We start from the raw sequence: 14,651 nt of genomic DNA, 5'->3' as shown, positions 1-14,651 counted from the left end.
CTCATGTGCGGGGCCACCGGATGAGGAAGCGCTCTCACGGGAAGGCCCTCAGATGAGAGCGGCCGGCGTCCGCCGCCCAGAAGGGAGGGGCCGCCGGCAACATCGGGCCGGTCAGGGGCGGGCAGGCGCGTGCCGGGCAGCGTCCCCGTGACCATGCGGAGGGCTCTGGCCGGTGAGCGCACCTGTGACGCCCAGCACCGCCAGGAGCAGCAGCAGTTCGCGTGCGATCAGGGTCCGCACGGCGGCGCGGCGCGCGACCGCCCGGCGGACCAGTCCTGCCGCGCCCAGCGCCAGCGCGACCAGCATCAACTTGACCAGCAGCACCTGACCGTAGGGACTGCCGAGCCACTGCTGCGGCGTGGCGAGGTGCTGCCCGGCCAGCAGGACGCCCGTGACGGCCAGCACGCCCACGCTGCCGGCCGCCAGCGGCGTGAAGCGCGCGGCGTGCGCGGGCGTCAGCGGGCGCACCAGGGTCAGGGCCAGCACGCCGCCCACCCAGGTGACCATGGCCGCGCCGTGCAGCAGGTGCAGCGCGCGGATCAGGGGACCGTGCCCCGCGCCGTGACCGACACCCGCCACGCCCCACAGGGTCAGCAGCGCGGCGGCCAGCAGCAGGCACGGCAGCAGCAGGCACGGCCCCGCGCCGGGCACGCGCCGGAGGTCGGGCGCTGACAGTTCCAGCGCCAGGAGCAGCGCGCCCCCCACCGCGCCCAGCAGCATGGCCCGCCCGACACCAGTCCCGGTCATGAAGGCCAGCAGGTCGGCGGGGGCGGCCGCGCCGATCAATCCGATGCCCAGCGCGCTGAAGGTCAGGGCCACCTGCGCGCCCCAGCCGAGCAGCATCAGCGCGAACCCGGCGGTCAGGACCCGCAGCCGGGGCGTGCCGGGCGTCAGGACATGCCGGGTCAGCGCGCCGCCCAGCAGCAGCGTCAGGCCCAGGTACGTCAGCGCGGCGGCCAGGATGGTCATTTCAGCCGGAAGGTGCTGTACCCGGTGACCGGGTGGCCGTCCTCCGAGAGGATCTTCCAGGCGATCACGTACGGCCCGGCTTTCAGGCCGGGTTTCAGGGGCAGACTGACTCGCGCGGCCAGGGACGCACCTCCGGTGAGCGGCAGGCTCGCCAGTCGGGCCGGGTCGGCCTTCGCGTCCAGGGCCAGGGCCGCCGCGACCGAAGGGGTCTTCCCGGCGGGAACGGCCATCACGCGGAAAGTGGAGAACCGCAGTTCGACCGGTTCACTGAACGTCAGCGTCACGGTGCGCGGCGCGGCGACCACGGACCGGCTGGCAGGCGTGACCGACGTGACCTCGGTGTGCGCCAGTGCCGACGAACTCAGGGTCGCCAGCAGGATCAGAGCCGCACGCCACGAAACTTGGGAATTGGGTGTCATGAACAACCTCGCAGGGCAGCGCAGCCGGACCTCAGCAGGACAGAGCCCGGCCGCGCGAAAGAGAGAAAAGCGAAAAAGACCGCAAAGAAGGCCGGAGGTGAGGCGGCCGGGAACGCAGCGTATCTATCACCCAGATCCATCTCCCAGGCGCACCGGGAACCCAGCGGTCACCGGAGGCCTGGGCTTACCTGGACCCGGGCTTACTTGACGGTGGTTTTGCTGGCGGGACCTTTAGCGGGGTCCGCGTCATCCCACGCGACGACGCTCCCGTCACTGTACGTCTGGTAGATCTTCCAGGTCAGTTCGCCCCCCTGTGCCGGGTTGCGCGCCTGGAAGAAGAACCGCGCGTACTCCATGGGGGCTACTCGGCCTTTCCAGACCACCTCGGTCACCAGTCCGTCCGCGTTCCTCGTGACGGTGCGGGTGAAGCCCGGCGTGACCTGAAAGCGGCTGACGGCCACGCCGGCCGGCACGACGAGGCGGATCTGAGTGGTCGCGATCTCCTTCTCGGTCGGCACGTTCAGGCGGTACGTCTCGCTGACACCCACCTTGCTCTCGGACAGGCCGCCCTCGGTGCGCACGGTAGCGTGCGCCCCCGCCACGGAGATCAGCAGGGCGGCAGCAAGAGAAACGAAGAAGGAAGGAACGAGGGTGGTCTTGACTGTGTGGTTCATGATGACTCCAGAATTGGCCGTGCCAGCAGCGCCCGCGGGGCACACGGGGCCCCCGCGATCACGCGCGGTGAGGCCGGGCACGGCAGAGAAAGCGACAAGCGACGGGTAAAGAACAGTGGCGGTCAGGCACGCCCGGCCATCACACGGCAGGGGCCTGAGCGACGCATCACCCATACGGATTCCGGTTGGAATGTTTTACAACCCTTGCAATCCGAGCGGACTCGTAGAGCTGCGAAGCAGAGCGCAGAGAAGCAAAGCGCGTTGCGTGTTCGTGAATGCAGCAGACGGAAGCCGTATCAGAGTGGACAGCGCCACACGCATGAACATTGGTGCCGGCCAGTGTCAGCCGGTAATGCGGCCCGGAGCGCGGCCGGAACTGGCCGGCGCGGCGAAATGTGACCGGCGACGGGCACGCGGTGGAGCCCGGGGATCCGCGTGGCGCACCGTCCGCCACCGCGCCGGCGCAGACCGCCAGATCAGAACCTGAGCCTCGCGTGGCTGCACGCGGATGCCCAGCGGCAGGCCCGGCTCGAGGGCGAACCCGCCGGTGAAACAGAACGGGCAGTGCGCCCCATGTCCGCCTGTCCCGTGGCCACCCGGTGCGTGTGACTGTTCGGGCCGCCCGGGCGTTGTGGGCGTCCCTGCCGCCGGCCCGCCCACGTGACCCTGGCCCATGTGACCCTGATGGCCACCCGCGCTGACCGGCGGGGCCGGCGTCTCGACCCGAGTCAGGTACAGCAGGGACGCGCACAGCGTCAACACCGTCAGCAGCGTCCGCTGAAGGTGCCCGCCCAGCGACCGCCGCCTCATGCCCCGAGGATACTGTGCCCGCCGGGCCGATTGTCCTGCCCCCACGCCCCACCAGCGCGGACGCGGACACCTTCAGGGGCCTTCACTGTTCAGGCCGTGAGAGTCCTGTGCAGACGTACCCCTTACGCTGACCGGTATGGAGAGCTCCACCGAACGCACGCACCGCACCTACTACCTGTGGGCCTGCGCGTTCGGTCTGCTCACCACCGGTCTGCTGACCACGCAGGCGCTGTTCAGTGACTTCCCGGAACGCCTCTACTTTCTGGTCACGCAGCCGCTGATCGCCCTGTTCTGCGCGGTGGCCATGGGCATCGTGTCCGTGCAGCGGCGCACCGTGGTCAGCCTGGAAAAGATGGCGCTGGTGGTCATCACGCTCACCGCCATGAGCCGCCTGCCGTTCGACCTGCTGTACCTGGGTCACGTTCCCCCGGGAGCCGAGGGGCAGCTGCTGACCGGGCTGCTGATGTGCGCCGTCATGGGATTCCTGACGCTGGGCAGCCGCGCCGCCACGGCGTTCGTGACGAGCGTCTACCTGAGCCACACGGGCCTGATGCTCTGGAACGACCTGGCCAATGACGGCCGCTGGCTGAACACCCTGGCCACGCAGCTGGCACTGGGCACGCTGCTGCTGCTGATGGCCGCGCTGTTCCGGTTCCGGATCGGGTACGCGCAGGCCAGCAGTGACCGCGACACCCTGCAGTCCCTGGCCGTCACGGACGCCCTGACCGGCCTGCTCAACCGCCGGGGCGGGGAGCACAGCCTGAACGCCCTGAGCGGCAGTGACCGCGGGTACCTGCTGGCCCTGGCCGACGTGGACGACTTCAAGGCCCTGAACGATCAGTTCGGGCACCCGGAAGGTGACCGGGTCCTGCGCGCCCTGGCCGACGGCCTGCGCCGCGCCGATTTCGCGGCCCGCTGGGGCGGCGAGGAGTTCCTGATCGTCCTGGATCTTCCGTGCGAGCGGGCCCGGCTTGAACTGCGCCACCTGACCGACCACACGCACCAGCGGGCCAGCGGCCTGCTGCCCCGGCCCATCACCCTCAGCGTGGGCGCCACGTGGGTCGAACCCGGCCAGCCGTGGCAGGACGCCCTGCAAGACGCCGACCGCGCGCTGTACCGGGCCAAGACAGCCGGAAAGAACCGGATTGAATTCACGCGCCTGTGCACCTCCCCTGGCAGAGCTGCCCACACCCGCTCATCCGACGAAACCGGACTGGAACTGGCAGGGCCGACCTGATCCGGCCACCACCCCAACCGGCCCCTGGCAAGGGAGGAACTCAGGTCACCTGACCCAGGCCGAATTGGTTAGCACCTTAGGAACTTTTTACTGGTCAAAGTGAAAAAATCAACACCCGGCGCTATGTGTACCTCATTAAGTTACATCATTCGACGCTTAAAAAAGAAAAATGTCAGAAAGACCTACTCATGAACAGCGGATGAACCTACTCCGACCCGCTAAACTTCACCCACAGCCACAGCCCAACCACCCCACCAGTGGCAGCACCGTCCCAACCTCACGCCATTCCCAGGAGACGCCCATGCAGAAACCACTCATCACGGCCCTCACCACCCTGCTCCTCGCCTCCTGCGCCACCACACCCACCCCACAAGCCACCCAGACGGCCCGCCCCGACAGCATCATTACCATCCCCACCACCACCGCCACCAGCAACGCCACCCTCGAACAGCAGTACGGCGGCACCATCGCCCTGCGCACCCACACCTTCGCCATCATCGCCAACCCCACCCGCCAACCCCTCACCGTACAAGGCGGCAAACAACACAGCATTGAGAAGAACAAAGATTTAGTGAGCATTGAACCAGATGCAAAGAGTGAGAATGTTTGGAGTAGCGGTAGAGCGTACGCCTGGAATGACAGCTTTAGCCAAGGCCTTCCAGATAATGTACAGAGTTGGGCCCAGATTGGTTTACAATACGCGGAGCAGAATTCATATAATGGCGCAGGTCAAGTTATTGCAGTCATTGACTCAGGCATTGACACTAGTCATCCTATTTTTGCTAACAGGCTAACAAGCCCTGTATCATGGTTCGATTTTTCCGAAAATGACACAGTACCCCAAGAAGAAGGCACATTAGGGCAAGGCGCTTATGGTCATGGAACCTTCGTATCAGGAATAGTCACCCAGATTGCTCCCCAAGCAAAAATAATGCCCATTCGCGTATTAAATAGCGATGGAATTGGGGATATTTTAGATGTGGCCTCAGCAATAGTGTGGGCTACAGATAATGGCGCAACGGTCATCAACTTAAGTCTTGGAACTGCAAACAATTCAGACGCATTAACTCTAGCTATAGCTTACGCAAACAGCAGGAAAGTGGTTATTGCGGCCGCAGCGGGAAATTCCAATAAGGATGGGTTGGATTTCCCTGCTCAGCAATTTAAAGATAGTAAATTTAATATTGCCGTAGGCAGCGTAAGTAAAACAGATTCAAAAAGCAAATTTTCATCATATGGGGAAAGCATGGGCATCATGGCCCCTGGCGAAAATGTACAAAGCGTGCTTCCAGGAAATCATGTCGCCATTCTTAACGGAACGTCAATGAGTACCCCAGTAGTAGCCGCCGCTTTAGCTTTAAGCCTAGGACGTGAAGAGAAAGCCGAGGAAACTATCAAATTAGTATTGAATTCGGCTGATAACATCAGTAATATTGAAGGAAACGAGCTATTTGAAGACAAATTGGGATACGGACGGATTAATATTCAAAAACTACTAGGAGGGAATTGAACAGCCGCTTCAGTTGGGTGTAGGGTGAGCAGAAAACGCTCACCCTACACCCAACTTACTCTGTAATATTTTCACAAGGTTTCGACCCGTATCATCTCACCAGATCATGCCAAACCCATCTCAAGCAGGCAAAAACGATATTATCGCCCTCAAAGCGGGCGATTTAGATCTTGCGCATAGCATTATTCAGCGCAATGCCAGTGGTTCAGAAATTACTGATAGTGACACAAATTACGCTTTAGGATTAGCGTCAAAACTACTGGGCTCTTTAGATGATTCATTAAGATATTTTAGAATAGCCTATGATAATTACGCATCCAAAGGAAATGAGCAGGTCCAAAGCGATATACTCGTTCAGCTTGCCCAAGTGTGCTTTTCAAAACTCCAAAGCGGTCAGGCTATTCAATATTTAGAACAAGCAGCTCAGATCAGAATCCATCTTTCAGATCTAACGGGCGCGGCAGGAATCTACTCAAATATAGCCATAGTAAATATATCTTCGGGTCATTTCTTAGAGGCTCTAAATTACCTTCATGATGCACAAAAAAACCTATTGCTATCAGACAGGTCTTCGAATTCTATAAACCTTGAATTATCAATAATTAATAATATTGGTTATATCCTTGAAACTCAAGATAGGAAAAATGAAGCCGAGCTAGAATACAGGAAAGGTTTAGATATATCAAAAAATAGTAGCAACAAGTTATATAATGGGATATTTTACAATAATATTATAAACCTCCTCACGAAAACTGGTAACATACGCGAAGCAATTACTATGTCAGAAAAAGCGATGTTAGAACTGGAAAATTCCGATTATCCCGAATTGCTTGGAACATTAAAGCTCAATCGCGCACTAGCTTTCAGCAAGATCAAAAAATATCATCAGGCAGCAGTTTCTTTGAGGGAAGCGCATGAAATAATAGTTTTTAATGGTGATGAAAATATCTCAATCGAAAATCTTGTTACATTTGCTACGGTTTACATAAAAGTAGGCCAAATAGAAACAGGGGTTGACTATGCTCTGCAGGCTCTTTCTCTCGCTGAGTCTGATAACCGGAAGCAGGTTCAGGTGGAGGCGCTTCAGTTGCTGGCGGATGCTTCGGAGGGGTCTGAGCCGGTGGCGGCGGTGGGGTACCTGCGGCGGTTGATGGCGGTGCAGGCGGAGTTGCATGAGGCGGCGCGTGACCGGCAGTTGCAGGAGTTAACGGCGCAGGCGGAGTTGGAGAGTGCGCGGCGGCGGGTGGAGTACGAGCAGGAGTTGCGGGCGCAGGCGGAGGAAACGATTCAGCATCAGTTGCAGGAGCTGGAGCGGGGGCGTCTGTACGATCACCTGACGGACCTGCCGAACCGGGTGTTACTGCACGCGCAACTGGCGCAGCGGGTATCACGGTCGGGGGGGAAGTTCCTGCTGGTGTCGTTGGATCTGAACCGCTTTCAGCTGGTGAATGACACGTACGGGCATGACGCGGCGGATGAGTTGCTGCGCGTGATGGGCGTGCGGGCGGCGGGTCTGGTGGGGTCGGATGAGATGGTGGCGCGGGTGGGTGGTGATGAGTTCGCGTTGATTCTGCTGGGTGACTCGCTGCCGGAGCGGCTGTCGGCGGTGCTGGCGGCGTTGTCGGAACCCGTTGTGCTGGGTGAGGAGCGGGTGCGGGTGTCGTGGAGTGCCGGGGCGGCGTACTGGCCGGGGGACGGTCAGGATGCGGAGTCGTTGCGGCAGGCGTCCGAGCTGGCGCTCAGTGACGCGAAGACGCAGGGGGAGTCGGTGGTGTTCTTCGACGCGAGTCTGCACCTGCATGCGGGGTTGGAGGGGCCGCTGTCGCGGGCGCTGCAGCGCGGGGAGTTCGAGTTGCATTTTCAGCCGCTGGTGGACGTGTCGGGTCGGCGGGTGGTGTGCGCGGAGGCACTGCTGCGCTGGAACAGTCCAGAGCATGGGTTGCAGATGCCGGGAACGTTCATGCCGATTCTGGAACGCAGTGACGCGATCGTGGAGGTGGGCGCGTGGGTGCTGCGGGAGGCGTGCCGGGCCGCGGCTCTGTGGGGGGGCGTGCGGGTGGCTGTGAACCTGTCGGCGCGTCAGTTTGCCAGTCGGGACCTGCGGAGTGTGGTGCTGGGGGCGCTGCGGGACAGCGGGTTGCCGCCGGCCTGCCTGGAACTGGAGATCACAGAGAGTTTGATGATGCAGTCGCCGGAGCGGGCGGCGCGGCTGCTGGCGGCGTTCCAGGAGGACGGCGTGCGGGTGGTGCTGGATGATTTCGGGACGGGGTACAGCAGCCTGGGGTACCTGGCGCGCTTTCCGTTGAGTGGCCTGAAGATCGACCGGAGTTTCGTGTCGGCGCTGGAGGAGAAACCGGACGGGCATGACGCGGCGATCGTGCGGGCCGTGGTGGGCCTGAGCCGTGACATGGGGCTGGAACTGGTGGCAGAGGGCGTGGAATCTCTGGGGCAGGTGGAGTTACTGGAGAACCTGGGCGTACGGATCATGCAGGGGTATTACTTTGCGCGTCCCTCGGCGCAGTGGCGTCCGCTGAACGTTCCGGGGGTCCGCTAGGAGAGCGGGCTTTCATGGGTTGGGGGGGCGGGGCCGCGCGGATCGTTTGATCCGGTGCGGCCCTGCCCCCCTGCTCTGTGCTGGTCTGTGTGATTCAGGTGTGGTTGGGGTTCAGGCGAAGGTGGGCTGCTGTCCGGTTGCTTTCAGGCGCAGCATGCTCCCCACGAAGACGGCGGTGCTGGCAGCGGCGACGGTCAGCAGAATGATGAAGGCCGCCTGCGGGCCGAGGCTGGCTTTCAGGGCGGTGAACAGCAGGGGCAGGATGAAGCCGCCCAGACCGCCGAGCAGGCCGACGAGGCCGCCGACGGTGCCCATCTGGCCGGGGTACCACTGGGCGACCAGGGTGTAGGTGCTGGCCTTGCCGACGCCCATGCCGAGGCCGACGACGGTGGTCAGGAGCATGAAGGGCGTGAGGGGCAGTTCGCGGGTCAGGGGGATCAGGGCCAGCAGCATCACGGCGAACGAGGTGACGGTCACGGCGCGCGGGCCGAAGCGGTCACTGAGGAACCCGCCGACGGGGCGCAGCAGGCTGGCCGGGAAGATGAACAGCGCGGTCAGCAGGCCCGCCTGCGCCAGCGGAATGTCGTAGTGATCCACGTAGTACTTGGGCAGGAAGAGGCTCAGGGCGACGTACGCGCCGAAGAAGACCACGTAGTACAGCCCGAAGCGCCAGACCTGCACCTTGACCAGGGGGCGGACCCAGTCGGCCAGGGTGCGGCCGTTGGGCTGGGCGTGGTCGGCGGGCGCGAGACGGTAGGTGAAGGCGGCGCAGGCGAGGAGCAGCAGCGCGAACACGAACGGCACGAAGTGCCACCCGCCGGGGATCAGCAGTCCGGCGGGCACGACGGCCAGCAGGGCGGGGGCCAGCAGTTTGGTGAGGCTGGCCCCGGCGTTCCCGGCGCCGAACGTGCCGAGCGCAAGGCCCTGGCGGGCGGTGGGGACCCACTGGGCGATCCAGGCGTTCCCGACGGCGAAGCTGACCCCGGCGAGGCCGACGCCGAGCGCGAGGGTCAGCAGCAGGTTGTACCCGTTAGTGTACGAGAGCGCCAGAGCGAACGCGGCGGTCAGCAGGGTGTTGATCAGGAACACGCGCTTCCCACCGTAACGGTCAGCCCAGATGCCAGCCGGGAGGCGCAGCAGCGAGCCGGTCAGGACCGGGATGGCGGTCAGCAGCGTGAACTGCGCGTCGGTCAGGCCGAGTTCCTTGCGGATGGGCAGGCCGACGATGGCGAACATCAGCCACACGGCGAACATCAGCGTGAAACCCAGGGTGGCCAGGGTCACGACGCGGCGGGCGTCCGGGGTCAGGGGGGCGTTCCCGGTGAGGGCCGGGGCCGAGGTGAGGGCGCTGGGGGCGTGCGTCATGGTGTTCCTCCTGCGGGTGTGGGGGGCTTGTTTACGCACCGGTGACAGGTCACCGGATGAAACCGGGCTGGCGAGCGGGCGGATTGGGACGCAGGAACCCGGCCCGGCACCCTGGCCGGGAGCGGCGGGTGACGGGAAGACGGGACTGGCGGGGATCGGCCGGTGGGGGTCAGGTGGTGGGTGTGGGCCTCAGCGGGCGCGGCGCGGCGCTGGGTTCCTCCCTGGGTTCGGCCCTGGCGTCGGTGGTGTGGGCGGCGGCGGGCGCGGGCAGCAGCGTGACGGGCGTGATCTTGAAACCCGGCATGCGGGAGTGGGGGTCCAGGGCGGTGGGGTCGGTCAGCAGGTTGGCCGTGTCGGGCCAGTGGAACGGCATGAACAGGGTGTCGGGGCGGATGCCGGGCGTCAGGGTGACGGGCAGCGTGGCCTGTCCGTGCGCGGTGCGCAGCGTGACGGACTGTCCGGCGCGCAGGCCGTACGCCAGGGCGGTGTCCGGGTGGATCTGCACGGTGTTCTCGGCTTTCAGGGCGGGGTTGCGGCGGGTCTGGGTGCCGCTCTGGTACTGGTTACCGAGGCGGCCGGTGGTCAGGTGCAGGGCGCGCGGCGCGAGGTCCGGGGTGGGCAGGCGCGGCACGTGCAGGGTGGCCAGTCCGTCGGGGGTAGGATAGGTGGGCGCGTAGGCCAGGGGCGTGTCGGGCCCGTCGGCGCGCGGGACGGGCCACTGGGCGCTTGAGCGGTCGAGGCGTTCGGCGCTCAGGCCGCTGTAGTCGGCCTTGCCGCCGCGGGTGGCGAGAAAGAAATCGTCCTGCAGGTCGCGGAAGGTGGGGTACGTGAAGCCGTGAGGCCGGCCGATGGCGTGCGCGAGGTCGCACAGGATCCGCCAGTCCTCGCGGGCGGCGCCGGGGGCGGTCATGGCGCGGCGGCGGCGCTGCACGCGGCCTTCGAGGTTGGTGGTGGTGCCTTCCTCCTCGCACCACATGCTGCCGGGCAGGACCAGCGTGGCGAGCTGCGCGGTCTCGCTGGGCAGGAAGTCGATGACGATCAGGTGCTTGAGGGCGCGTAGTTTCTCGGTAACCTGTCCGGCTCCGGCGGCGCTGACGACCGGGTTGCTGCCCAGCACGATCAGCGCGTCGATGCCGCCCTCGCCGCTCTCGCCGCAGGCGTTCAGGAGTTCCTGGGCGCTGTACCCGGGCTGGGGCAGGTGGGATTCCAGGACGTTCCAGTGGGCGGCCATCTGCGCGCGGTGGCGGGGGTCGCGCAGGCTGCGTGCGCCGGGCAGCTGGTCGTTCTTCTGGCCGTGTTCGCGGCCGCCCTGGCCGTTGCCCTGGCCGGTCAGGGTACCGAACCCGCCGCCCTGCTTGCCGACGTGGCCGGTCAGGAAGGCGAGGTTCAGCCAGGCCTGCACGGTGTCGGTGCCGTGGGTGTGCTGTTCGGGGCCGCGTCCGGTAAGGATCAGTGGCGTGCGGGCGTCGGCGTAGGCGCGGGCGAGGGTCATCAGGTCCGTTTCGGGAATGCCGCACTCGTGGGCCACGCGGGCCGGCGGGTAGGCGTCGGCGTGCCAGAGGACGTCGCTCAGGCCGTGGGCGGGCGCGGTGGGGCGGATCCTGCCCCAGGTTTTCATGAGGTGCAGCAGGCCCAGGGCCAGGATGCCGTCCGTGCCGGGGCGGGGCGCGAGGTGCCGTCCGGCGACGCGGGCGGTGGTGGTGGCGCGCGGGTCGATGGCGTAGATGGCGCCGCCGCGTTCGCGGGTGCCCTTGAGGTACTGCATGACCGGGGGGAGGGTCTCGGCGATGTTCGCGCCGACCAGCAGGATCAGGTCGCTGCGGGTCATGTCAGAGAGCGGGAAGCCCAGGCCCCGGTCGATGCCCAGGGTGCGGTTCAGGGCGGCGCTGGCCGAGGCCATGCAGTAGCGGCCGTTGTAATCGATGTTGGGGGTCTGGAGGGCCACGCGGGCGAATTTGCCCAGCAGGTACGTTTTCTCGTTGGTGAGGCTGCCGCTGCCGAACACGCCGACGCGCTGCGGGGCGCTGCTGATCAGGGGGGTCAGGACCTCGCGGACGTGGGCCATGGCTTCGGGCCAGCTGACGGGGACCAGCTGGCCGTCACGGCGCAGCAGCGGCGTGGTCAGGCGGTCCGGGTGGCGCAGGTCGCTGAGCGCGGCGAGGCCTTTCTTGCAGACGGTGCCGTGCGCGACCGGGCATTCCCGTGTGGGCGTGATGCGGACGGGCAGACCCTGCTCGAGGTGCAGGTCGAAGTTGCACTGCACCGCGCAGTAGGGGCAGGTGGTGCGGACGGTGCAGGAGGGGGCCGCGTTCATGGGGCGAGCCTGACGGCCAGGGTGAGAAAAGTCAAGGCCAACTTTGCAGATCGTCAAAAAAAATACGCTCAATCTGCGTTTTTCCGGACAGATAACCGCATGGATACCAACTTTATCCGCAGTTTTGTCAGAAAAACTTGACAAAGCGCTCAGAATCCGGCTCAATGTGCGGCAGCGGTCGCCCCCGCTGCGCCGCAAGACGCGCAGCCACGACCCGCACGGAGGATCACATGACCCCAACCCAGGCTCCCAGCACACCGCACGTCGTCATCATCGGTAGCGGCATGGTCGGTCACCGTCTGGTCGAGCAACTGCGCGCCCAGGCCAGCGCACAGGCAGTGAACATCACGGTCCTCAGCGAGGAAAGCCGCCTCGCGTACGACCGCGTGCACCTCAGCAGCCACCTGGACGATCCGCAACCCGACCTGTCACTGGCCACCGACGCCGACTACGCCGCGCAGGGCGTGAACGTGGTGTACGGCCGCGCCACGGACGTGAACCTGGAGACGCGCGAGGTGACGGTCACCGGGCGCACCCTGACGTACGACGCGCTGGTGTTCGCCACCGGCTCGGTGCCGTTCGTGCCGCCCGTGCCGGGCCGGGATGCCAGCGGGTGCTTCGTGTACCGCACGCTGGACGACCTGAACGCCATCCGCGAGGCGGCCCGCAGCGCCCGGACCGGCGTGGTGATCGGCGGCGGCCTGCTGGGCCTGGAAGCCGCCGGGGCGCTGCGCAAGCTGGGCCTGGACACGCACGTCGTGGAGTTCGCCCCGCACCTGATGCCCGCCCAGCTGGACGCCGAGGGCGGGGCCACACTGCGCCGCACCATCGAGGGCATGGGCATCGGCGTGCACACCGGAAAATCCACGGAAGCGATCACCAGCAGCGAGCAGGGCCGCGTGACCGGCCTGAACTTCACGGACGGCACCCGCCTGGAAACGGACCTCGTGGTGTTCAGCGCCGGCATCCGCCCGCGCGACGAGCTGGCCCGGCAGACGGGTCTGACGGTCGGAGAGCGCGGCGGCATCCGGATCGACGACACGGGCCGCACCAGCAACCCGCACGTGTACGCCGCAGGCGAGTGCGCGCTGCATGACGGCCGCATCTACGGTCTGGTCGCGCCCGGCTACCAGATGGCGAAGGTGACGGCCACGAACGTCCTGCGGGAACTTGGCGTGCTGTCCGGTGAAGCGCTTCATTTCCGGGGCGCGGACCTCAGCACCAAGCTGAAACTGCTGGGCGTGGAGGTCGGCTCGTTCGGCGACGCCCGGGGCGTCACGCCGGACTGCCGCACGGTGTCCTTGAGCGACAACGTGCGCGGCACGTACAGCAAACTGGTGCTGTCGGCCGACGGGACGACCGTGCTGGGCGGCCTGCTGGTCGGGGATACCGCCCGCTACAGTGACCTGCTGGACCTGACGCTGTCCGGCACGCCGCTGACCGTGCCGCCCGAGACGCTGATCGTGCCGCCTCTGCCGGGCGGGGCCGTCATGACCAGCGCCGACGCGCTGATCTGCTCGTGCGAGAACGTGCGCGCCAGCGCCCTGTGCGCCGCCGTGCAGGACGGTGCACGCGACGTGGCCAGCCTGAAGAAATGCACCGGGGCCGGCACCGGCTGCGGCGGCTGCGTGCCGGGCATGCACGGCCTGCTCCAGACCGAGCTGCGCCGCCTGGGCGAGACGGTCACCAACCACCTGTGCGAGCACTACGCGTACTCCCGCCAGGAGCTGTTCGACCTGATCCGCGTGAAGGGCCACATGACCTGGGACGAGGTGCTCGCTGCGCACGGCACCGGCCTGGGCTGCGAGATCTGCAAACCCGCCGTGGGCAGCATCCTGGCGAGCCTGCACAACGAGCTGATCATGAAGCCTCAGCACGCGCCGCTGCAGGACACGAACGACGCGTTCCTGGCGAACATCCAGAAGAACGGCACGTACTCGGTCATGCCGCGCGTGCCGGGCGGCGAGATCACCGCCGACGGACTGATCGCCATCGGCGCGGTCGCCAAACGCTTCGGGCTGTACTGCAAGATCACGGGCGGGCAGCGCATCGACCTGCTCGGCGCGCACCGTGACGACCTGCCCGCCATCTGGGAGGACCTGATCGCGGCCGGTTTCGAGAGCGGACATGCGTACGGCAAGAGCCTGCGCACGGTCAAGAGCTGCGTCGGATCCACCTGGTGCCGCTACGGCGTGCAGGACAGCACCAGTCTCGCCGTGCGCCTGGAACTGCGCTACCGGGGCCTGCGCAGCCCGCACAAACTGAAAAGTGGCGTCTCGGGCTGCACGCGCGAGTGCGCCGAGGCGCGCAGCAAGGACTTCGGGATCATCGCCACCGAGCGCGGCTGGAACGTGTACGTCGGCGGGAACGGCGGCGTGACGCCCAGGCACGCCGTGCTGCTCGCCAGTGACCTGAGCGAGGACGGGGTCATCACGCTGCTCGACCGCTACCTGATGTTCTACGTGCGCACCGCCGACCGCCTGCAGCGCACCAGCACGTGGCTGGAGAACCTGGACGGCGGCCTGGAGTACCTGAAGTCCGTGATCGTCGACGACCACCTGGGCATCTGCGCCGAACTGGAAGCCGGGATGGCCCGCCACGTCGGCACGTACCAGGACGAATGGGCGGCCGCCGTGGCCGACCCGGCGATCCGGGCGCGCTTCCGCACCTTCGTGAACAGCGACGCCCGCGATGACGGCGTGCAGTGGGTGGACGAGCGCGGGCAGATCCGCCCGGCCTCCCCGCACGAACTGACGCCGCTGCCCATGGCGGGCGGCGACGACTGACCTGACACTCATG

At 65.6% G+C, this 14,651-nt stretch carries 10 protein-coding genes; 4 read left to right on the top strand and 6 right to left on the bottom strand.

Translation table 11 applies throughout. The annotated features are described in order from the left end of the window. Window positions 1–111: 111 nt before the first annotated feature. The 4 genes from M8445_RS16330 to M8445_RS18350 form a co-directional block, all read right to left on the bottom strand. Window positions 112–969 carry a CopD family protein gene (locus M8445_RS16330; RefSeq protein WP_273991042.1) on the bottom strand — a complete coding sequence of 286 codons (858 nt, stop codon included), beginning with the start codon at window positions 967–969 and terminating at the stop codon, window positions 112–114. Then, entirely contained in the window at window positions 966–1,388 is a 423-nt protein-coding gene (locus tag M8445_RS16325) for a copper resistance CopC family protein (RefSeq protein ID WP_273991041.1), read from the bottom strand. The genes M8445_RS16330 and M8445_RS16325 overlap by 4 nt, the downstream gene beginning before the upstream one ends. 200 nt (window positions 1,389–1,588) lie before the next feature. After that, window positions 1,589–2,062, bottom strand: coding sequence for a DUF1775 domain-containing protein (locus M8445_RS16320; protein WP_273991040.1), 474 nt, complete (start codon window positions 2,060–2,062; stop codon window positions 1,589–1,591). Window positions 2,063–2,404: 342 nt separating this feature from the next. Beyond that, on the bottom strand, window positions 2,405–2,872 hold the full coding sequence (locus tag M8445_RS18350; protein WP_380091848.1) for a DUF2946 family protein: 468 nt from the start codon (window positions 2,870–2,872) through the stop codon (window positions 2,405–2,407). A 136-nt stretch (window positions 2,873–3,008) separates the two neighbouring features. On the opposite strand from M8445_RS18350, the gene M8445_RS16315 reads away from it, so the two are divergent. The 3 genes from M8445_RS16315 (at window position 3,009) to M8445_RS16305 (ending at window position 8,173) form a co-directional block, all read left to right on the top strand. After that, window positions 3,009–4,109, top strand: coding sequence for a GGDEF domain-containing protein (locus M8445_RS16315; RefSeq protein ID WP_273991039.1), 1,101 nt, complete (start codon window positions 3,009–3,011; stop codon window positions 4,107–4,109). A gap of 301 nt (window positions 4,110–4,410) precedes the next feature. Next, entirely contained in the window at window positions 4,411–5,619 is a 1,209-nt protein-coding gene (locus M8445_RS16310; protein ID WP_273991038.1) for a S8 family peptidase, read from the top strand. Between the two features lie 106 nt (window positions 5,620–5,725). Continuing rightward, complete coding sequence (locus tag M8445_RS16305) at window positions 5,726–8,173, top strand: bifunctional diguanylate cyclase/phosphodiesterase (RefSeq protein WP_273991037.1); 2,448 nt, start codon at window positions 5,726–5,728, stop codon at window positions 8,171–8,173. Between the two features lie 111 nt (window positions 8,174–8,284). On the opposite strand, the gene M8445_RS16300 is transcribed toward M8445_RS16305, so the two are convergent. Together M8445_RS16300 and M8445_RS16295 are read right to left on the bottom strand one after the other, a co-directional pair. After that, complete coding sequence (locus M8445_RS16300) at window positions 8,285–9,538, bottom strand: MFS transporter (protein ID WP_273991036.1); 1,254 nt, start codon at window positions 9,536–9,538, stop codon at window positions 8,285–8,287. Between the two features lie 169 nt (window positions 9,539–9,707). Further along, window positions 9,708–11,852, bottom strand: coding sequence for a molybdopterin oxidoreductase family protein (locus M8445_RS16295; protein ID WP_273991035.1), 2,145 nt, complete (start codon window positions 11,850–11,852; stop codon window positions 9,708–9,710). Between the two features lie 230 nt (window positions 11,853–12,082). Between M8445_RS16295 and nirB the strand changes: the two genes are divergently transcribed. Continuing rightward, window positions 12,083–14,638 (top strand): nitrite reductase large subunit NirB, encoded by a 2,556-nt coding sequence (gene nirB, locus M8445_RS16290; protein ID WP_273991034.1) that lies wholly within the window; start codon window positions 12,083–12,085, stop codon window positions 14,636–14,638. Window positions 14,639–14,651: the final 13 nt, after the last annotated feature.

Source organism: Deinococcus aquaticus, assembly GCF_028622095.1.
In the GTDB taxonomy this organism is placed as follows: domain Bacteria; phylum Deinococcota; class Deinococci; order Deinococcales; family Deinococcaceae; genus Deinococcus; species Deinococcus aquaticus.
This window is presented reverse-complemented; position numbering and strand designations above follow the sequence as displayed.

Coding starts and splice junctions, on each gene's coding strand:
- M8445_RS16330 (WP_273991042.1), bottom strand. CDS start 969: ATGACCATCCTGGCCGCCGCGCTGACGTACCTGGGCCTGACGCTGCTG.
- M8445_RS16305 (WP_273991037.1), top strand. CDS start 5,726: ATGCCAAACCCATCTCAAGCAGGCAAAAACGATATTATCGCCCTCAAA.
- M8445_RS18350 (WP_380091848.1), bottom strand. CDS start 2,872: ATGAGGCGGCGGTCGCTGGGCGGGCACCTTCAGCGGACGCTGCTGACG.
- nirB (WP_273991034.1), top strand. CDS start 12,083: ATGACCCCAACCCAGGCTCCCAGCACACCGCACGTCGTCATCATCGGT.
- M8445_RS16310 (WP_273991038.1), top strand. CDS start 4,411: ATGCAGAAACCACTCATCACGGCCCTCACCACCCTGCTCCTCGCCTCC.
- M8445_RS16300 (WP_273991036.1), bottom strand. CDS start 9,538: ATGACGCACGCCCCCAGCGCCCTCACCTCGGCCCCGGCCCTCACCGGG.
- M8445_RS16295 (WP_273991035.1), bottom strand. CDS start 11,852: ATGAACGCGGCCCCCTCCTGCACCGTCCGCACCACCTGCCCCTACTGC.
- M8445_RS16320 (WP_273991040.1), bottom strand. CDS start 2,062: ATGAACCACACAGTCAAGACCACCCTCGTTCCTTCCTTCTTCGTTTCT.
- M8445_RS16325 (WP_273991041.1), bottom strand. CDS start 1,388: ATGACACCCAATTCCCAAGTTTCGTGGCGTGCGGCTCTGATCCTGCTG.
- M8445_RS16315 (WP_273991039.1), top strand. CDS start 3,009: ATGGAGAGCTCCACCGAACGCACGCACCGCACCTACTACCTGTGGGCC.